Below are 18,317 nucleotides of genomic sequence, written 5' to 3'. Positions count from 1 at the left end.
GGCGGGCCGCCCCGCCTACTTGTCGATGTCGCCGACCACGAAGAACATCGAGCCGAGGATCGCGATGAGGTCCGGGACCAGGCAGCCGGGCAGCAGCGTGGCCAGCGCCTGCACGTTGGCGTACGACGCGGTGCGCAGCTTGAGCCGCCACGGCGTCTTCTCGCCCCGGGACACCAGGTAGTAGCCGTTGATGCCGAGCGGATTCTCGGTCCAGGCGTAGGTGTGCCCCTCGGGCGCCTTGAGCACCTTCGGCAGCCGCGTGTTCACCGGGCCGGCGAGCCGGTCCACCCGGTCCAGGCACTGCTCGGCGAGGTCGAGTGACGCGTACACCTGGTCGAGCAGGATCTCGAAGCGGGCGTGGCAGTCCCCGGCCGTGCGGGTCACCACCGGCACGTCGAGCTGGTCGTACGCCAGGTACGGCTCGTCGCGGCGCAGGTCCAGGTCGAGCCCGGAGGCCCGGGCGACCGGCCCGGACGCGCCGAACGCGGCGGCGTCCGCCGCGGACAGCACCCCCACGCCGACGGTGCGGGCCAGGAAGATCTCGTTGCGCCGGATCAGGTTGTCCAGGTCCGGCATCCGCCGCCGTACCTCGCCGATGGCCGCCCGGGCCCGGCCGGTCCAGCCGGCCGGCACCTCCTCCTTGAGCCCGCCGACCCGGTTGTACATGTAGTGGATCCGCCCGCCGGACGCCTCCTCCATCACCGCCTGGAGGGTCTCCCGCTCACGGAACGCGTAGAACATCGGCGTGATCGCGCCGATCTCCAGCGGGTACGAGCCGAGGAACATCAGGTGGTTGAGCACGCGGTTCAGCTCGGCGAGCGCCATCCGCAGCCAGGTGGCCCGCTCCGGCACCTCCATGCCCATCAGCCGTTCCACGGCGAGCACCACACCGAGCTCGTTGGCGAAGGCCGACAGCCAGTCGTGCCGGTTCGCCAGCACGATGATCTGCCGGTAGTCGCGGACCTCGAACAGCTTCTCCGCGCCCCGGTGCATGTACCCGACGATCGGCTCGGCGCTCACCACCCGCTCGCCGTCGAGCACCAGCCGCAGCCGGAGCACGCCGTGCGTGGACGGGTGCTGCGGGCCGATGTTGAGCACCATGTCGGCACCGAGTTGCTCCCCGCCGGCGCCGGTGCCGACGGTCAGTTCGCGGAGGTCGGCGTCCGTGGTCATGCCCGTCATCGTGCCACGAGCGGGTCGAGGGCGACGCCGACCGGTTGGAGCAGCCACCAGTGTCCACCGAGGCCGGCCGGGTCGGTTAGCTCCGCCACCGCCGACGCGGCGACCAGCGCCCGCACGTACCCCGCCGGGTCGCCGGCGGCCCGGCTCAGCGGCGGTCGCCCGCCGTCGGCCCCGAGCGCCCGCAGCGCCTCCCGCTGCGACACCAGGGAGTACGCACACCGCGCGACCCGCTCACCGGCGGAGGCGACCGAGTCCATGGCGACGTGCGCGGTGACATCACACGACCCGTCCGGCACCGGACGAACCTGCCGCCCACCCCGATACCCGGCCAACGACCCGTCAAGTGGCCGCTCCGCCCGCAGGTGCCCGTAGTCCACGGCCACGGCCAGTCCCCGGTCGACGTGTCGCAGAGCGTCCGCCCAGGCCTCATCCCGACTCCGCCCGACTTCCGCCCGGCCACCCACCTCGTCGATCAAGAGCTTTTCGTCAACGCCAAGACCGTCCGAAGCCGAAAACTTCTTGATCGACGGCCTGTTGGCGGGGACCGGCCACCAAGTGGTCAGCCACTCGGCATCCGCGGAGCTGACCGGGTCGCCGATGGTCTCCTCGCCGGAGGCCGGGTCCACCAGGAGGTAGCGCCAGGCATCCTCGACATGAACTGCCTGGTCCAGGGGGACGTTGTCGAGCCACTCGGTGGCGAGGAGCACGCCGGTGATGCCGGAGGGGATCTCGGCCACCCAGGTGATCTGCTCGGGCAGGTCCTCGGGGCGCGGGGCGAGTTCGACGGCGGTGAACCGTACCCGCTGGGCCAGCGGCACCGGCGCGGCGGCCGACGGACCGGCGGACCCCGGCGACGAGGGCAACGGGCGGGCGGCGGCCGTGACCAGCGCGGCGAGGGAACGCACGAGTTCACCGCGCCCCGCCCCGACGTCGACGACGGAGAACGCCGGGGGATGGTCGAGGGCTGCGTCGACCTGGTGGATCAGGCGGAGCAGGGCTGAGGCGAACGCCGGCGAGGCGTGCACGCTGGTACGGAAGTGGTCGGCCGGTCCGGGGCCGGAGACGAAGAAGCCGCCCGGGCCGTAGAGCGCCCGGTCCATGGCGTCCCGCCAGCGCATCGACATCAGTTCATCCTGATTTCAGCGTGCGTCACCGTACCGACCCTACGGTGAGCGCACATGAGGCTACTCACCATCCCCGCCCTGGCGGTCGTACCCCTGCTGCTGGCCGGCGTCCCGGCCGGCGCCGCGCCCGCCGACGCGCCCCGGCCGGTGCGGGCCGTGGCCGAGACCCCCTCGCTCTTCGACGACGAAGCCGGCGGTGACGCGGACGCCGACGACCCGGCGATCTGGGTGCACCCGACCGACCCGGCCGGCAGCCTGGTCGTGGCGACCGCGAAGAACGGCGGCCTGCGCGTGTACGACCTGCGGGCGCGGGAGCGGCAGTCGATCCCGACCCCGGCGGCGCCCGGCCCCGAGGAAGAGGCGGGCCGGTTCAACAACGTGGACCTGGTGCGCGGATTCCGGCTCGGTCACCGGGCGGTCGACCTGGCGGTCGTCACCGACCGGGGGCGGGACCAGCTTCGCTTCTACCGGATCGACCCGGTGACCCGGCGGCTGGTCGACGTCACCGCACCGGATGTGCCGTACGCCTTCAGCAGCGACCAGGCCGAGGTGAACACCCAGCGGACCGCGTACGGGCTGGGCACGTTCACCGACCGGGACGGGCGCGTGTACGCGGTGGTCAGCCGGCGCAGCACCCCGGAGGTGGGGGTGTTCCGGCTGGTGGAGCGGGCCGGGCAGGTCACCTACCGGCCGGTGGACCGGCTGACGCTGCCGTCGACGTTCACCCTGCCGGACGGCAGCTCCTGGTCGCCGTGCACCGATCCAGGGGACGGCCCGCAGGTGGAGGGGACGGTGGTCGACCCGGCCACCGGCGTCGTGTACCTGGCCCAGGAGAAGGTCGGCCTGTGGCGGACCCGGCTGGCCGGCGGCCGGTTCGCCGAGGCGCCGGTGCCGGTCGAGCGGGTCCGCGAGTTCGGGATCCCGGCGAGCTACGACCCGGAGGAGGACTGCGTGACCGACCACGCGGCCGACCCGGGCTTCGGCGGCCGGATCGCGCAGGACGTGGAGGGGTTGACGATCTACCCGACGGGCCGTCTCACCGGCACCCTGGTGGTGTCCAGCCAGGGTGACGACAGCTTCTACACGTACGACCGGCGCACCAACCGCCCGACGGGCCGCTTCGCCGTGGTCGACGGCCGGGTGGACGGCGCGCAGGAGTGCGACGGCGCGGCGGTCGTCGCGACGCCGCTGCCCGGCTTCCCGGGCGGCCTGCTGGTGGTGCACGACGGGCGGAACACTCCGGAGACCCCGGGCCGGGACGGCGAGGCCCGCCCGGACACGAACTTCAAGTTCCTGGACGCCGGCTTCCTGAGGTGAGAGGACGGGCCCCGTCCGCACGTCATCGGTCGCGGAAGGGCCCTTCTTAACCCCCTGTCGGCCCATTGGTGAAGGTTTTCACACCTTCTGTTTCGGCTCCGCCGCTGCGGCGCATACTTGCGATCGACCGGTACCCCTTCTCGAGGACTGGATCGTCACGATGAGCGCTCCCCTGCGCCCGCGTCCCGCCGCACGGCCGGTCGACGCGCCCGCTCCCCGTTTCCTGACCGTCGGCGTGATCGGCGCCGGCCGGGTCGGTGCCGTCCTGGGGGCCGCCCTCGCCGCCGCCGGCCACCGGGTGGTGGCCGCCGCCGCGGTGTCCGGCGCGTCGCGCGCCCGGCTGGCGCTGCTGCTCCCCTCGGTCCCGCGCCGTTCGGCCACCTCGGTGGCCCGGGCCGCCACCGACCTCCTGCTGCTCGCGGTGCCGGACGACGCGCTCGCCGGCGTGGTCGCCGGGCTCGCCCGCAGCGGCGCGCTGCGCCCCGGCCAGGTGGTCGCGCACACGTCCGGCGCGCACGGGCTGGCCGTGCTGGCCCCGGCCGCCGAGGTGGGCGCCCGCCCGCTGGCCCTGCACCCCGCGATGACCTTCACCGGTACGCCGGACGACCTGACCCGCCTGGCCGGCATCTCGTACGGCGTGACGGCCCCGGCGGAGCTGCGTCCGCTCGCCGCCCGGCTCGTCGCCGACCTCGGCGGGGTGCCGGAGTGGATCGGCGAGGCGGACCGGCCGCTCTACCACGCGGCGCTGGCGCACGGCGCCAACCACCTGGTGACCCTGGTCAACGAGGCGGCCGACCGGCTGCGCGACGCCGGCGTGGGCCAGCCCGAGAAGGTGCTCGCCCCGCTGCTGCGGGCGGCCCTGGAGAACGCGCTGCGCCTCGGCGACGACGCCCTGACCGGCCCGGTCTCCCGGGGCGACGCCGGCACCGTCGAGCGGCACCTGGCCCGGCTCGCGGCGACCGCGCCGGAATCCGTGGCCCCCTACCTGGCGTTGGCACGACGGACCGCGGACCGGGCGATCGCGGCCGGTCGGCTGCGCCCGATGGACGCGGAGCCGCTGTTGGACGTGCTGAGTGGGAGGGACCGGGAGGTGGCCGCGTGACCGAGTTGGTGCACACCCGCGCCGACCTGGCGGCGGCGCGTGACGGGCTCAAGGGCAACGTCGGCGTCGTCATGACCATGGGTGCCCTGCACTCCGGGCACGAGACGCTGCTGCGGGCCGCCCGCGAGCGGGCCGACAGCGTGATCGTCACGATCTTCGTGAACCCGCTCCAGTTCGGCCCGAACGAGGACTTCGACCGGTACCCGCGCACGCTGGACGCCGACCTGGAGATCTGCCGTCGGGCCGGCGCGGACGTGGTCTTCGCGCCCGCCGTGCCGGACATGTATCCGGACGGCCAGCCCCGGGTCCGGGTCAACCCGGGCCAGCTCGGCGAGGAGCTGGAGGGGCAGAGCCGGCCCGGCTTCTTCCACGGTGTGCTCACCGTGGTGCTGAAGCTGCTCCAGCTCACCCGCCCGGACCTGGCCTTCTTCGGCGAGAAGGACTACCAGCAGCTGACCCTGGTCCGCCGGATGGTCCGCGACCTCGACGTGCCGGTGGAGATCGTCGGCGTGCCGACGGTCCGGGAGCCGGACGGGCTGGCGCTGTCCAGCCGTAACCGCTACCTGTCGCCGGCCGAGCGCGGGGCCGCCCTGAGCCTGTCGGCGGCGCTGCGCGCGGGTGCCGAGGCCGCCGACGCGGGCGCGGACGCGGGGGCCGTCCTGGCCGCCGCGCACGCCGCCTTCGGCTCGGGTACGCCCGGCGCGCAGCTGGACTACCTGGTGCTCACCGACCCGGATCTGGAGCCGGGGCCGGTGGCCGGTCCGGCGCGGCTGCTCGTCGCCGGCTGGGTCGGCACCACCCGCCTGATCGACAACGCGCCGGTCCACCTCGCCCCGCGATCCTGACCCCCACCACATCCTGGAAAGGCCGCCCCGATGCTGCGCACCATGCTCAAGTCGAAGATCCACCGGGCCACGGTGACCCAGGCCGACCTGCACTACGTCGGGTCGGTGACGGTGGACGAGGATCTGCTCGACGCGGCCGACCTGCTGCCCGGCGAGCAGGTGGCGATCGTGGACATCACCAACGGCGCCCGGCTGGAGACGTACGTGATCCCGGGCGAGCGGGGCAGCGGCGTGATCGGCATCAACGGCGCCGCCGCCCACCTGGTGCACCCCGGTGACCTCGTCATCCTCATCTCGTACGGGCAGATGGACGACGCCGAGGCCCGCACGTACCAGCCGCGCGTCGTGCACGTCGACGCCGACAACCAGGTCGTCCACCTGAACACCGACCCGACAACGGCCGCCCCCGGCACCGCCGGCAACCCGATCCCGAACCCCCTCGCCGCCTCCCTCTCCTGACCTGACCCCGCGCCCATCCCCGCGCGATCTTGCAGTTTCGGCCCTTCATTCGGGCTGTTGCGACCGGTTTGTCGGGGCACAAACTGCAAGATCGCGGGGTTCGGGGCGCACATGCGGTCTGTCACCGGGGCGTCATTCATGGTTACTCTGGTCAGACCGTCCCGTTGGGCGGGCGTCGGCTGGGGAGGCGGCGTGGGGGACCGGATCGGGCGCGGTGTGGTCGCGGTTCTTGTCGTGGGAGCGCTGCTGGCCGGGTGCGCGGGCCCCGACGACGGTGATCTGACCGACGACTGGCGGGCGTTCCCGGCGGCCGGTCCCTTCACGCCGGAGGGCGGGATCTGCCACGCCGACGTCGCGGACGTGGTGACGCTGGAGGCGTACCGGCCGGTCGACTGTGCGGCACCGCACCGGGTCGAGGCCGTGCACGTGGGGGCGTTCCCCGCCGGCCAGGCCGCCCCGCCGGCCGGTGGTTCGGCCGACTTCCGGGGCGCGTTCGCCGAGTGCGACACCCGGGCCACGGCGTACGTGGGCGACGACTGGCGCGCCGGCCGGCTGCGGCTGTCGGTGGCGGTGCCGTCGGCTCCCGGCTGGACGTCCGGCTCCCGCTGGTACCGGTGCGACCTGGCCGAGGTGACCACCACCGAGGCCGCCGCCACCGTGGTCACCCGCACCGGCAGTCTCCGGGGCGCGCTGGCCGGCCCGTCGCCGTTGCGGCTCGGCTGCCAGCAGAGCCGGCGCGACCGGGGCGGGGGCGTGGCGACACTGCTCCCGGTGGATTGCGGCACCCGCCACGACGCCGAGTTCGTGGGGGTGTGGCGGGCACCGGATCGCCCGTACCCGGCCCGGGACGCCGACTGGGCACCCCTCTACGCGGGCTGCCGCAGCACGATCGCCCGGTACGCCGGCGTACCCGACGACCTGACGCTGCGGTTCCGCGCCGACGTGGTGGTCCGCCCGCCCGGGGCGGGCCGGTGGCGGGTCGGCGACCGGGGCGTGCGCTGCTACCTGTGGCTCAGCGACCGGACGGTGACCGGCTCGCTCAAGGGCGCGGGCGCGACCGGCCTGCCGGTCCGTTCCCGCTGAGGACCGGGCGTCCGGCGCGCACCGGCCGCGCCGGGCACGGCGTAGCCCAAACCACTCGTCCCGCCCCCGCCGCCCCGCGTGAGGCACCTTCGGGTTGACTGGTGGCATGGACCTACCGACCGTCGACCTGCCGGCCCTGCCCCGCCTGCTGGCGGCCCCGGCCCCCGGCTGGGTGGAGACGACCGACGTGGTCGTCGTCGGCTCGGGCGTCGCCGGGCTGACCGCCGCGCTGCACCTGCGGGAGGCGGGCCTGCACGTCACGGTCGTCACCAAGGTCGACATCGAGGAGGGCTCCACCCGCTGGGCGCAGGGCGGCATCGCGGCGGTGCTCGACCCCCACGACACCCCGGCGGCGCACGCCTCGGACACCGAGATCGCCGGCGTCGGGCTGTGCGACCCGGCGGCGGTCCGCGTCCTGGTCGAGGAGGGGCCGACCCGCCTCCGCGAGCTCATGCGGATCGGCGCCGAGTTCGACCGCAACCCGGACGGCTCGCTGATGCTGACCCGCGAGGGCGGGCACCGGGCGGACCGCATCGTGCACGCCGGCGGCGACGCCACCGGGGCCGAGGTGCAGCGGGCGCTGCACGCCGCCGTCCGCCGGGACCCGTGGATCCGCCTGGTCGAGCACGCCCTGGTGCTGGACCTGCTCCGGGCGCCCGGTGACGGCCCGGACGGGCTCGGCCCGGCCTGCGGCGTCACGCTGCACGTGCTCGGCGAGGGCAGCGAGGACGGCGTCGGCGCGATCCTGGGCCGCGCCGTGGTGCTCGCCACCGGCGGGATGGGCCAGATCTTCGCGGCCACCACCAACCCGGCGGTCTCCACCGGCGACGGGGTGGCGCTCGCCCTGCGGGCCGGTGCCGCCGTCACCGACGTGGAGTTCGTCCAGTTCCACCCCACCGCGCTCATCGTCCCGGAGCACGCCCGGACGCCCGGCGCCGGGCACGCCCAGCAGCCGCTGGTCTCCGAGGCGCTGCGCGGCGAGGGCGCGTACCTCGTGGACGGCGACGGCAAGCGGTTCATGGTCGGGCAGCACGAGCTGGCCGAGCTGGCGCCCCGGGACGTGGTCGCCAAGGGCATCCACCGGGTGCTCCTCGCCACCGGGGCGGACCACGTCTTCCTCGACGCCCGGCACCTCGGCGGCGAGTTCCTCGCCCGGCGGTTCCCCACGATCGTCGCCTCCTGCCTGGCCATCGGCGTCGACCCGGCGACCGACCTGATCCCGGTCGCCCCGGCCGCCCACTACGCGTCCGGCGGCGTCCGCACCGACCTGCACGGCCGCACCTCGATCCCCGGCCTGTACGCCTGCGGCGAGGTCGCCTGCACGGGCGTGCACGGCGCGAACCGCCTGGCCAGCAACTCCCTCCTGGAGGGGTTGGTGTTCTCCCGGCGGATCGCCGACGACCTGGCGACCGGCCTGCCGGAGCAGGCGAAGCCGGCGGGCACCGGGGCCTGGACCGGCGGCGAGGGGTGGGTGCTGCCGGCCACCGGGACACCGGCCCTGCAACGGGCGATGACCCGGGGCGCCGGCGTGCTGCGGTCGGCCGCCACGCTGGCCGAGACGGCGGCCACGCTGGGCGCCCTGGGCGACAGCCGGGGCACGCCGCGCACCCCGGACTGGGAGGCCACGAACCTGCTCACCGTGGCGTCGACGCTGGTGGCCGCCGCGTACGCCCGCGAGGAGACCCGGGGTTGCCACTGGCGGGAGGACTTCCCGGTCGCCGACGAGCGGTGGCACGGCCACCTGGTCGGCTCGATCGGGGCGCAGGGCCGGCTGACGCGAGAGTGGGAGGAGACACGGTGAGCGCGAGGAGCGAGCCGGGTTTGCGAGCCTCGCAGTCGCGAACGAAGGAGGCACAGTGACGGAGGCGACCGAGCGGGCGTTGCGCGACGCCGGCCTGGACCCGGAGCGGGTACGCCGGGTGGTGACCGACGCGCTCGTCGAGGACCTGGGCCCGGACTTCCTCGACGTCACCAGCGTCGCCACCATCCCCGACACCCAGACGGACACGGCCGACCTCGTGGCCCGCGCCGACGGCGTGGTGGCCGGGCTGCCGGTGGCGGCCGCCGTGTTCGAGCTGGTGGGGGAGGTGACCGGCGCCGCCGGTACGGTGCGGGTGTCCCTGGTGGCCCACGACGGGCAGCGGGTGGCCCGCGGCGACGTGCTGGCGACGGTGACCGGCCCGACCCGGCTGCTGCTCACCGCCGAGCGCACCGCGCTCAACCTGCTCTCCCGGATGTCCGGGGTGGCCACCCACACCCGGGCCTGGGCGGACGCGGTGGCCGGTACGAAGGCGATGGTGCTCGACACCCGCAAGACGACGCCGGGGCTGCGGGCGCTGGAGAAGTACGCGGTCCGCGCCGGCGGTGGCACCAACAAGCGGATGGGCCTGCACGACGTCGCGATGGTGAAGGACAACCACAAGCTGGCGGCGGGCGGGGTCGCGGCGGCGTTCCGCCGGGTCCGCGCGGCGTTCCCGGACGTGCCGGTGCAGGTGGAGGTCGACACGGTCGCCGAGGCGATCCAGGCGGTCGAGGCGGGGGCGGACTTCCTGCTGCTCGACAACATGAGACCGGAGATGCTGCGCGAGGTGGTGTGCGCGGTCGGGAACCGGGCCCAGCTGGAGGCGACCGGCGGGCTGACGCTGGGCGTGGCGGCGGAGTACGCGGCCACCGGCGTGGACTTCCTGTCGGTGGGGGCGCTCACCCACTCCTCGCCCATCCTGGACATCGCCCTGGACCTGCGGACGGAGTGACCCGTCACGCGGCGCGGGTCAGCCGCGGGTCCACCAGGTTGAAGATCACCCGGTTCTCGGTGTCGTGCCGGCCGTCGAGGCCGTACTTGGCGCGGAACAGCTCCACCACCCGGCGGTACACCTCCGGGGCCAGCTCGTCGGCCTCCCCGAGGTCGAACACCTCGCCGGCGGCCTCCGGCCGCTCCAGGACGACGGTCAGCCCGCCGAGGCCGTGGCGGGCGACGTTGCGGACCAGGTCGCGCCCGGCGATGTACCAGTCGCCGTCGACCCGGACGTAGAGCGCCTCGCAGGTCTCCAGCTCCCGCCCGGCCTGGCGCAGGCACAGCCGCAGCGTCAGGCAGGACTCGAGATCCTGGACCGGGGCGGTCTCCCACAGCTCGGTGAACCGGTCGGCCACGAACTCACCGAGCGGCGTGGAGACGTACGCCTCGATCTGCTGGGTGTCGAAGGTGCTGCCCCGGACCGGGAAGAACGAGATGAACGCCTTGCCGTCCCAGCGGTACATCTGCACCGACGGCGCGGCGTTGTAGACCCGCACCTGAAGGCGCGCCCGGCTGGACTCCGGCAGGTCCTCCCGGAGCCGCGCCAGGTGCCAGATGTTGTTGAGGATCGCCACCGAGGCGTCCCGCCGGCGCAGCTCCGCGCCCCGCAGCCGGACCGCCGGCGAGTCCGGGTCGAGCAGCAGCATCCGTACGGTGGCGCCGTTGGCGAGGGCGCACCGCAGCGCGTCGGAGAACCGGGCCGCGTACGGGCCCTCCAACATGCTGGTCCACGTCTCCAGGATCGCCACCGTCTCCCGGGACTGGGCCACCCGCTCGATCAGGGCGTCCCGGTCGAGGCGGGGGTGCTCGATGATGCTGGCGGTCTGGAGTTCCCGGAAGAGCGGGTTCAGCACGACGTACGTCAGCAGGGTCATGATCAGCGCGGCGCCGACGTTCAGGTAGAGGTCACCCCGGAAGGTCTGCCCGGACCGCCAGGCCTGGACGACCATCCAGAGCGCCCCGCCGGCCAGGGCGGCGAGGACGAGCACGTGCCGGCGGCGCCGGCGCAACGCGTTGCGCCCGCGGATCCACCAGATCCCCGACATGTCCGCTCCCCGTCCGGCGCGCCGTGGATAGACCGATGTTCATGTCGCGATGTGGACCAGGATACGGTTCACCGGCCGCTGCGCGCTTCGCCGATATCGGCGTTGTCTAGGCTGCGAGCGTGCTGCTCTGCATCGACATCGGAAACACCAACACCGTCCTGGCGACGTTCGACGGTGACAAGCTGGTGCATTCGTGGCGGATCAAGACCGATGCGCGGTCGACGGCGGACGAGCTGGGCCTGATGTTCCGCGGCCTGCTGGCCGGCGACGCCGTCGAGATCACCGGGGTGGCCGCCTGCTCGACCGTGCCCGCCGCGCTGCGCTCGCTGCGAACGATGCTCGACCGCTACTACGCCGACCTGCCGCACGTGATCGTCGAGCCGGGGGTGCGCACCGGCGTGCAGCTCGCGATCGACAACCCCAAGGAGGTCGGTGCCGACCGGGTGGTCAACACGCTGGCCGCCCACACCCTCTACGGCGGGCCGTCAATCGTCGTGGACTTCGGCACCACCACCAACTTCGACGTGATCAGCGCCCGGGGCGAGTTCCTGGGCGGTGCGTTCGCGCCCGGCATCGAGATCTCCTTCGACGCGCTCGCCGCCCGCGCCGCCCAGCTACGCAAGGTCGAGGCGACCCGGCCGCGCTCGGTGATCGGGAAGAACACCGTCGAGTGCCTCCAGGCCGGCCTCTACTTCGGCTTCGCCGGCCAGGTGGACCGGATCGTCGAGCGGATGAGCGAGGAGCTGGGCGAGGTGAAGGCGGTGATCGCCACCGGCGGCCTGGCCTCCCTGGTGATCAACGAGTGCCGGACGATCACCCACCACGAGCCGATGATCACCCTGATCGGCCTGCGGATGGTCTACGACCGCAACGTCTGAGCGGGCTACGACCGCACCGTCCGGGCGCGGATGGCCAGCGTGCGGTACGGCAGGTCGATCGCCGTCCGGCCGGTCAGATCCGGGTGCGTGTCGAGCAGGTCGCGCAGCTCCCGGTCGACCCGCGCCCGCCGTTCCCGGTCGGCGACCAGGTAGTGCGAACGGGTCCGGACCATTCCGAGCAGCTCGTCCGGGGTCAGCGTGGTGGCGTGCGGGAACTCGGCCCACTCCGGCTCGCTGAAGTGGGCGCTGAACCCCGTCACGAACTCCCGCAGGTGGTCCACGGTGTCCCCGATCTCGGCGATGCGGCTCAGCTCGTCCACCCACCCGACCCGGTCGTCGCGCAGGTTCCAGATCGCCGCGAAGACCCCGCCCGGCCGCAGCACCCGGGCGATCTCCGGGTGCGCCCGCTCCCGGTCGAACCAGTGGTACGCCTGACCGACCAGCACCGCGTCGGCGTACCCGTCGGGGAGCGGGACCGACTCCGCGCTGCCGGCCAGCGCCGGCGCGTCCGGAGTGGTCGCCGCGAACCGCGCCCGCATCCCCGGGTCGGGTTCGACGGCGGTCACCTCGTGGCCGAGGGCGAGCAGGCCGCGGGCGAGGATGTCGGTGCCGGCGCCCAGGTCGACCGTCCGGGCGGGCGCGGCGAGGCCCTCCAGCGCCCAGCGCAGCGCGGCCTCGGGATAGCGGGGGCGGTACCGGTCGTAGTCGGCTGCGGCAGCACCGAACGACAGCGCCTCAGTGGGGTGAGTCATGGCGGGCAGGTTATCCGGTAACCACCGCGCAGACCCTTGAGTACGCTCGGGGCCTGTACCCGCCCGAATTCTCCTTCTGAGGAAGCGTGCCGTGACCGAGCAGAACGCCGTGCCAGTGGACCCCGCCGACGACCTTCCCGAGCAGATGAAGGTCCGCCGGGAGAAGCGGGACCGGATGCTCGCCGACGGCGTCGAGCCGTACCCGCTCGGCTACCCGCGTACCAGCACGCTGGCCGCGATCCGGCAGAAGTACGCCGACCTGCCCACCGACACGGCCACCGGGGACCGCGTCTCGGTCACCGGCCGGGTGATCTTCATCCGCAACACCGGCAAGCTCTGCTTCGCCACCCTCCGGGACGGCGACGGCACCGAGTTGCAGGCGATGCTCTCCCTGGACCGGGTCGGCGCGCAGCGGCTGGAGGACTGGAAGCGCCTGGTGGACCTGGGCGACCAGGTCGGGGTGACCGGCGAGGTGATCACCAGCCGGCGCGGCGAGCTGTCCGTCCTGACGGAGGAGTGGGCGGTCACCGCCAAGGCGCTGCGCCCGCTGCCGGTGGCGCACAAGCCGCTGAGCGAGGAGGCCCGGGTCCGGCAGCGCTACGTCGACCTCATCGTGCGTCCGCAGGCGCGCCAGATGGTGCGTACCCGGGCGACCGCCGTCCGCAGCCTGCGCGATTCGCTGCACGAGCGGGGCTACATCGAGGTCGAGACCCCGATGCTCCAGTTGCTGCACGGCGGTGCGGCCGCCCGCCCATTCGTGACCCACAGCAATGCGCTCGACACCGATCTGTATCTGCGAATCGCGCCGGAACTGTTTCTCAAGCGCGCGCTGGTGGGCGGTGTCGACCGGGTCTTCGAGATCAACCGCAACTTCCGTAATGAGGGGATCGACTCCTCGCACTCTCCCGAGTTCGCCATGCTGGAGGCGTACGAGGCCTACGGCAACTACGACACGATCGCCGAGCTGACTCGCTATCTCGTCCAGCGGGCGGCGATCGCGGTCAGCGGCTCGACCGTGGTGACCCACGCGGACGGCCGGGAGTTCGACCTCGGCGGTGAGTGGCGTTCGGTGACCCTCTTCGGGTCCCTTTCCGAAGCGCTCGGCGAAGAGGTCACCGTCCGCACCGAGCGGGCGCGCCTGGTCGAGTACGCCGACAAGGTGGGCCTCGCGGTCGACCCGAAGTGGGGTCCGGGGAAGCTCGCCGAGGAACTGTTCGAGGAACTGGTCGTCCCAGGTCTGATCGAGCCCACCTTCGTCCGCGACTACCCGGAGGAGACCAGCCCGTTGGTCCGGGCGCACCGCAGCGAACCGGGGCTGGCCGAGAAGTGGGACCTCTACGTGCTCGGTTTCGAGCTCGGCACGGGGTACTCGGAGCTGGTGGACCCGGTGGTGCAGCGGGAGCGCCTGGTGGCGCAGGCGCAGCTCGCCGCGCGCGGTGACGACGAGGCCATGCGGCTCGACGAGGACTTTCTCCGGGCGATGGAGTACGGAATGCCGCCGGCCGGCGGCATGGGAATGGGAATCGACCGGCTACTCATGTCGCTGACCGGCCTGGGAATTCGGGAAACCATCCTGTTCCCGCTGGTCCGCCCCGAGTGAGCGGTCGACCTCTCCGACTCTTTACCGCATCCTATTGACGCGCCGCGCGCCATACGGGTTATTGTTGCCTGCGATACGCAGGTGCACCCTGCTCGAAAGGAATGTGGGACGTGGCCAAGCAGATCATTCATAAGCTGGTCGATGACCTGGACGGCGGGGACGCTGACGAGACCGTCAAGTTCGCCCTGGACGGCGTTCAGTACGAGATCGACCTGTCGAGCGCCAACGCCGAGAAATTGCGGGACGTATTCGCTCCGTACATCGCCCACGGCAGCAAGGTCGGCCGGGGCGGCGTGGTCGTGGGTGGCCGGGCCGCCCGGGGCCGGGGCGGCGCCACCGCCGACCGCGAGCAGAACAGGGCGATCCGCGCCTGGGCCAAGAAGGCCGGCAAGGACATCTCCGACCGGGGCCGCATCCCCCAGGAGATCGTCGACGAGTACCACTCCCGCGCCGGCCACTGAGCAATCGCGCGGCCTCGACGCCGGTCCGGAGCACCGCTCCGGGCCGGCGTCGCCGTTTTCCGGGCTGCCCCGGACGCCCTGGCTCCCGGTCGGCCCGGACGGCGGATCCGGGGGCGGGCCCGCGGGCCCGGGCGGTGGGCCGGCGGTCGACGCCGGAGGGCGGCGCGTGTCGCGCCGGTGGGCGGAACGCGGGCCGGTCCATGGGGAAGAAACCCGGGGGGACGGGCGTTGTCCACAGCCGGTGGGGATCCTGTCCACAGCCTGTGGACGGGTCCTGGCGGCTCGGATCCGGGTCTTGAGGCGCCCCCGTACGCCCTCTGGGCGGTGTCCGGGAGGTCGCCGAATTTCGCTCTGCGCGTAGAGGCCGGGCTACCGGAACACCTTCTGAGCGCGGACGGTTGTGCAAAACGACGCGTACACGGCATTTGGCGGGGACACACGACCTCAGCTGAGTCGGTCCGCGGCGATAGAGTAATGAGGCAAGGACGCCCGTCCCGGACGTCCGCGCACCGGCCCCGCCAAGATCTAGACCATCAAGGCGCACGGCACGTGAGGAGCACGAGGGCATGTTCGAGCGGTTCACCGACCGAGCGCGACGGGTTGTCGTCCTGGCCCAGGAAGAGGCCCGGATGCTCAACCACAACTACATCGGTACGGAGCACATCCTGCTGGGCCTGATCCACGAGGGTGAGGGTGTCGCGGCAAAGGCCCTGGAGAGCCTCGGCATCTCCCTCGAGGGCGTCCGTCAGCAGGTCGAGGAGATCATCGGCCAGGGCCAGCAGGCGCCGAGCGGGCACATCCCGTTCACGCCGCGGGCCAAGAAGGTGCTGGAGCTGTCGCTGCGTGAGGCGCTGCAGCTCGGCCACAACTACATCGGCACGGAGCACATCCTGCTCGGTCTGATCCGTGAGGGCGAGGGCGTCGCCGCCCAGGTGCTGGTCAAGCTGGGGGCCGACCTCAACCGGGTCCGCCAGCAGGTGATCCAGCTGCTCTCGGGCTACCAGGGCAAGGAGCCCGCCGCGGCCGGTGCCGCGCCGGGTGAGGCCGCGCCGTCGACCAGCCTCGTGCTGGACCAGTTCGGCCGTAACCTGACCCAGGCCGCCCGCGAGGGCAAGCTCGACCCGGTCATCGGGCGCGAGAAGGAAATCGAGCGGGTCATGCAGGTGCTCTCCCGCCGTACCAAGAACAACCCGGTCCTGATCGGTGAGCCCGGCGTCGGCAAGACCGCCGTGGTGGAGGGGCTGTCCCAGAAGATCATCAAGGGCGAGGTGCCCGAGACTCTGAAGGACAAGCAGCTCTACACGCTCGACCTCGGTGCGCTGGTCGCCGGTTCCCGCTACCGCGGTGACTTCGAGGAGCGCCTCAAGAAGGTGCTCAAGGAGATCCGCACCCGGGGCGACATCATCCTCTTCATCGACGAGATCCACACCCTGGTCGGCGCGGGTGCCGCCGAGGGCGCGATCGACGCGGCGAGCATCCTCAAGCCGATGCTGGCCCGTGGCGAGCTGCAGACCATCGGCGCGACCACGCTCGACGAGTACCGCAAGCACCTGGAGAAGGACGCCGCTCTCGAGCGCCGCTTCCAGCCGATCCAGGTGGGTGAGCCGTCGCTGGCCCACACCATCGAGATCCTCAAGGGCCTGCGCGACCGCTACGAGGCGCACCACCGGGTGAGCATCACCGACGCCGCGCTGGTGGCCGCCGCCACGCTGGCCGACCGGTACATCTCCGACCGCTTCCTGCCGGACAAGGCGATCGACCTGATCGACGAGGCCGGTGCCCGGATGCGGATCCGCCGGATGACCGCGCCGCCAGACCTGCGCGACTTCGACGAGCGCATCGCCCAGGTGCGCCGCGACAAGGAGTCCGCGATCGACGCGCAGGACTTCGAGCGCGCCGCCCAGCTGCGTGACAAGGAGAAGCAGCTCCTCGGTCAGAAGGCGCAGCGGGAGAAGGAGTGGAAGGCCGGTGACCTGGACGTCGTCAGCGAGGTCGACGACGAGCAGATCGCCGAGGTGCTCGGCAACTGGACCGGCATCCCGGTCTACAAGCTGACCGAGGAGGAGACCTCGCGCCTGCTGCGCATGGAGGACGAGCTGCACAAGCGCGTCATCGGCCAGGAGGACGCGGTCAAGGCGGTCTCGAAGGCCATCCGGCGTACGCGGGCCGGCCTGAAGGACCCGAAGCGCCCCTCCGGCTCGTTCATCTTCGCCGGCCCGTCCGGTGTCGGTAAGACCGAGCTGTCCAAGGCGCTCGCCGAGTTCCTGTTCGGCAGCGAGGACGCGCTGATCCAGCTGGACATGTCCGAGTTCCACGACCGGTACACGGTGTCCCGGCTGGTGGGTGCCCCTCCCGGCTACGTCGGCTACGACGAGGGCGGGCAGCTGACCGAGAAGGTGCGGCGTCGGCCGTTCTCGGTGGTCCTCTTCGACGAGATCGAGAAGGCCCACCCGGACGTGTTCAACACGCTGCTCCAGATCCTGGAGGACGGTCGGCTCACCGACGGTCAGGGCCGGATCGTGGACTTCAAGAACACGGTCATCATCCTGACCACCAACCTCGGCACGCGGGACGTCGCCAAGGCGGTGTCGCTGGGCTTCCAGGCCTCTGAGGACTCCGAGTCGAACTACGACCGGATGAAGCAGAAGGTCAACGACGAGCTCAAGCAGCACTTCCGGCCCGAGTTCCTCAACCGGATCGACGACACCATCGTCTTCCACCAGCTGCGTCAGCAGGAGATCCTGTCGATCGTCGACATCATGATCTCCCGCATCGAGACCCAGCTGAGGAACAAGGACATGGGTCTCGAGCTGACCGAGAACGCCAAGAAGTACCTGGCGACCAAGGGCTTCGACCCGGTGCTCGGTGCGCGTCCGCTGCGTCGCACGATCCAGCGCGACATCGAGGACAACCTGTCCGAGCGGATCCTCTTCAACGAGCTGACCCCGGGTCAGATCGTCGTGGTGGACTGCGAGGGCGACCCGAACAACATCGACAAGTCCAAGCTCGTCTTCCGCGGTGCGGACAAGCCGGTCGAGGTGCCGGACGCCGTCCCGGCCGACCTCGGTGGCGCGGCCACCGCTGGCGCGGACGAGTAAGCGCACACACCGCACGACGGGCGACGGCCCGGTGGCAACCGCCACCGGGCCGTCGCCCTGTCTGCGTTCGTCGCCAACCCGATGAACCCGCCGCGAGGGGTCGCGACGGTTGGTCGGCGCGGCCCTGCCGGTCCCGATGATCGAAGCGGTGCCGCCGGCATGCCTTCCCTTGGGCCCGTCATTGCCTTCCAAGATCCCGATGGTGTGGTTGCGTCGCATCCGGCCGCCGGGGTGGTCTTGGGTGGGATGTCCGGTTCCGGTTGGGGCGTCAGGGGTGCGTGTCCGGTTTCGGGTGGGGTGTGCCGTGGTCGGGGCCACCCTCGTCGTGGAATCGGTGGGTGGGTCGGGTCGTTGTACATGCCGTGACCGCAGGGCCCCGTGCCCGGCTCGGTCCGCTGCCCGCCTCCGGCGGGGGTGGAGTCCGGGCCCCGGGGACCCGGAATGGCCCGGGACCCGGGTCGGTTACATCTGCGGGACGCCCGAGCAGCAGGCCGGGTTGATCCCCCCGGACGCCCGAGCACCTCCGCCGGGCTGGTCCACCTTTCCTAGCGCGCCGGCGCTGTCCCCCCTTTTTTG

At 72.6% G+C, this 18,317-nt stretch carries 15 protein-coding genes; 11 read left to right on the top strand and 4 right to left on the bottom strand.

The window, feature by feature from the left end; all coding sequences use genetic code 11:
- Window positions 1-15: 15 nt before the first annotated feature.
- Both HCJ94_RS19245 and HCJ94_RS19240 read right to left on the bottom strand, forming a co-directional pair.
- Complete coding sequence (locus HCJ94_RS19245; RefSeq protein WP_205801551.1) at window positions 16-1,182, bottom strand: NADH-quinone oxidoreductase subunit D; 1,167 nt, start codon at window positions 1,180-1,182, stop codon at window positions 16-18.
- Complete coding sequence (locus tag HCJ94_RS19240; protein WP_168002426.1) at window positions 1,179-2,306, bottom strand: SAM-dependent methyltransferase; 1,128 nt, start codon at window positions 2,304-2,306, stop codon at window positions 1,179-1,181. The genes HCJ94_RS19245 and HCJ94_RS19240 overlap by 4 nt, the downstream gene beginning before the upstream one ends.
- A gap of 54 nt (window positions 2,307-2,360) precedes the next feature.
- Between HCJ94_RS19240 and HCJ94_RS19235 the strand changes: the two genes are divergently transcribed.
- The 7 genes from HCJ94_RS19235 (at window position 2,361) to nadC (ending at window position 9,865) form a co-directional block, all read left to right on the top strand.
- Window positions 2,361-3,623, top strand: coding sequence for a phytase (locus HCJ94_RS19235; protein WP_168002425.1), 1,263 nt, complete (start codon window positions 2,361-2,363; stop codon window positions 3,621-3,623).
- Window positions 3,624-3,783: 160 nt separating this feature from the next.
- Window positions 3,784-4,725 carry a Rossmann-like and DUF2520 domain-containing protein gene (locus HCJ94_RS19230; protein ID WP_168002424.1) on the top strand — a complete coding sequence of 314 codons (942 nt, stop codon included), beginning with the start codon at window positions 3,784-3,786 and terminating at the stop codon, window positions 4,723-4,725.
- Entirely contained in the window at window positions 4,722-5,570 is an 849-nt protein-coding gene (gene panC / locus HCJ94_RS19225; protein WP_168002423.1) for a pantoate--beta-alanine ligase, read from the top strand. Before HCJ94_RS19230 ends, panC begins: the two co-directional genes overlap by 4 nt.
- A gap of 30 nt (window positions 5,571-5,600) precedes the next feature.
- Window positions 5,601-6,029, top strand: a complete 429-nt coding sequence (gene panD, locus HCJ94_RS19220; protein WP_168002422.1) for an aspartate 1-decarboxylase — start codon at window positions 5,601-5,603, stop codon at window positions 6,027-6,029.
- Between the two features lie 192 nt (window positions 6,030-6,221).
- Window positions 6,222-7,112 (top strand): septum formation family protein, encoded by an 891-nt coding sequence (locus tag HCJ94_RS19215; protein WP_168002421.1) that lies wholly within the window; start codon window positions 6,222-6,224, stop codon window positions 7,110-7,112.
- A 106-nt stretch (window positions 7,113-7,218) separates the two neighbouring features.
- Window positions 7,219-8,913: an L-aspartate oxidase gene (locus tag HCJ94_RS19210; RefSeq protein WP_168002420.1), complete on the top strand. Its 1,695-nt coding sequence runs from the start codon at window positions 7,219-7,221 to the stop codon at window positions 8,911-8,913.
- A gap of 55 nt (window positions 8,914-8,968) precedes the next feature.
- Window positions 8,969-9,865, top strand: a complete 897-nt coding sequence (gene nadC, locus HCJ94_RS19205; RefSeq protein WP_168002419.1) for a carboxylating nicotinate-nucleotide diphosphorylase — start codon at window positions 8,969-8,971, stop codon at window positions 9,863-9,865.
- Between the two features lie 4 nt (window positions 9,866-9,869).
- On the opposite strand, the gene HCJ94_RS19200 is transcribed toward nadC, so the two are convergent.
- Window positions 9,870-10,952 (bottom strand): DUF5919 domain-containing protein, encoded by a 1,083-nt coding sequence (locus HCJ94_RS19200; protein ID WP_168002418.1) that lies wholly within the window; start codon window positions 10,950-10,952, stop codon window positions 9,870-9,872.
- A gap of 119 nt (window positions 10,953-11,071) precedes the next feature.
- Between HCJ94_RS19200 and HCJ94_RS19195 the strand changes: the two genes are divergently transcribed.
- Window positions 11,072-11,830, top strand: coding sequence for a type III pantothenate kinase (locus tag HCJ94_RS19195; protein ID WP_168002417.1), 759 nt, complete (start codon window positions 11,072-11,074; stop codon window positions 11,828-11,830).
- Window positions 11,831-11,835: 5 nt separating this feature from the next.
- Here the strand turns inward: HCJ94_RS19195 and HCJ94_RS19190 are convergent, their stop codons facing one another.
- On the bottom strand, window positions 11,836-12,582 hold the full coding sequence (locus HCJ94_RS19190) for a class I SAM-dependent methyltransferase (RefSeq protein WP_168002416.1): 747 nt from the start codon (window positions 12,580-12,582) through the stop codon (window positions 11,836-11,838).
- A gap of 91 nt (window positions 12,583-12,673) precedes the next feature.
- Here HCJ94_RS19190 and lysS point away from each other — a divergent pair, with 91 nt between their 5' ends.
- The 3 genes from lysS (at window position 12,674) to HCJ94_RS19175 (ending at window position 17,741) form a co-directional block, all read left to right on the top strand.
- Window positions 12,674-14,182, top strand: coding sequence for a lysine--tRNA ligase (lysS, locus tag HCJ94_RS19185; RefSeq protein ID WP_168002415.1), 1,509 nt, complete (start codon window positions 12,674-12,676; stop codon window positions 14,180-14,182).
- Window positions 14,183-14,292: 110 nt separating this feature from the next.
- A complete protein-coding gene (locus HCJ94_RS19180) occupies window positions 14,293-14,643 on the top strand; it encodes a histone-like nucleoid-structuring protein Lsr2 (RefSeq protein WP_168002414.1) in 351 nt (116 codons plus the stop codon).
- Between the two features lie 566 nt (window positions 14,644-15,209).
- Window positions 15,210-17,741 carry an ATP-dependent Clp protease ATP-binding subunit gene (locus HCJ94_RS19175; protein ID WP_168002413.1) on the top strand — a complete coding sequence of 844 codons (2,532 nt, stop codon included), beginning with the start codon at window positions 15,210-15,212 and terminating at the stop codon, window positions 17,739-17,741.
- Window positions 17,742-18,317 lie beyond the last annotated feature (576 nt).

The organism is Micromonospora thermarum (genome assembly GCF_012034245.1).
In the GTDB taxonomy this organism is placed as follows: Bacteria; Actinomycetota; Actinomycetes; order Mycobacteriales; family Micromonosporaceae; genus Micromonospora; species Micromonospora thermarum.
Note: the sequence above shows the minus strand (reverse complement) of the source record. Positions and strands in the feature narration are given on the sequence as shown.

Excerpts from the sequence above, each read along its gene's own strand:
- HCJ94_RS19235 (WP_168002425.1), top strand. The coding sequence starts at position 2,361 with ATGAGGCTACTCACCATCCCCGCCCTGGCGGTCGTACCCCTGCTGCTG.
- HCJ94_RS19240 (WP_168002426.1), bottom strand. The coding sequence starts at position 2,306 with ATGTCGATGCGCTGGCGGGACGCCATGGACCGGGCGCTCTACGGCCCG.
- HCJ94_RS19200 (WP_168002418.1), bottom strand. The coding sequence starts at position 10,952 with ATGTCGGGGATCTGGTGGATCCGCGGGCGCAACGCGTTGCGCCGGCGC.
- HCJ94_RS19230 (WP_168002424.1), top strand. The coding sequence starts at position 3,784 with ATGAGCGCTCCCCTGCGCCCGCGTCCCGCCGCACGGCCGGTCGACGCG.
- HCJ94_RS19210 (WP_168002420.1), top strand. The coding sequence starts at position 7,219 with ATGGACCTACCGACCGTCGACCTGCCGGCCCTGCCCCGCCTGCTGGCG.
- HCJ94_RS19245 (WP_205801551.1), bottom strand. The coding sequence starts at position 1,182 with ATGACGGGCATGACCACGGACGCCGACCTCCGCGAACTGACCGTCGGC.
- HCJ94_RS19190 (WP_168002416.1), bottom strand. The coding sequence starts at position 12,582 with ATGACTCACCCCACTGAGGCGCTGTCGTTCGGTGCTGCCGCAGCCGAC.
- panD (WP_168002422.1), top strand. The coding sequence starts at position 5,601 with ATGCTGCGCACCATGCTCAAGTCGAAGATCCACCGGGCCACGGTGACC.
- HCJ94_RS19175 (WP_168002413.1), top strand. The coding sequence starts at position 15,210 with ATGTTCGAGCGGTTCACCGACCGAGCGCGACGGGTTGTCGTCCTGGCC.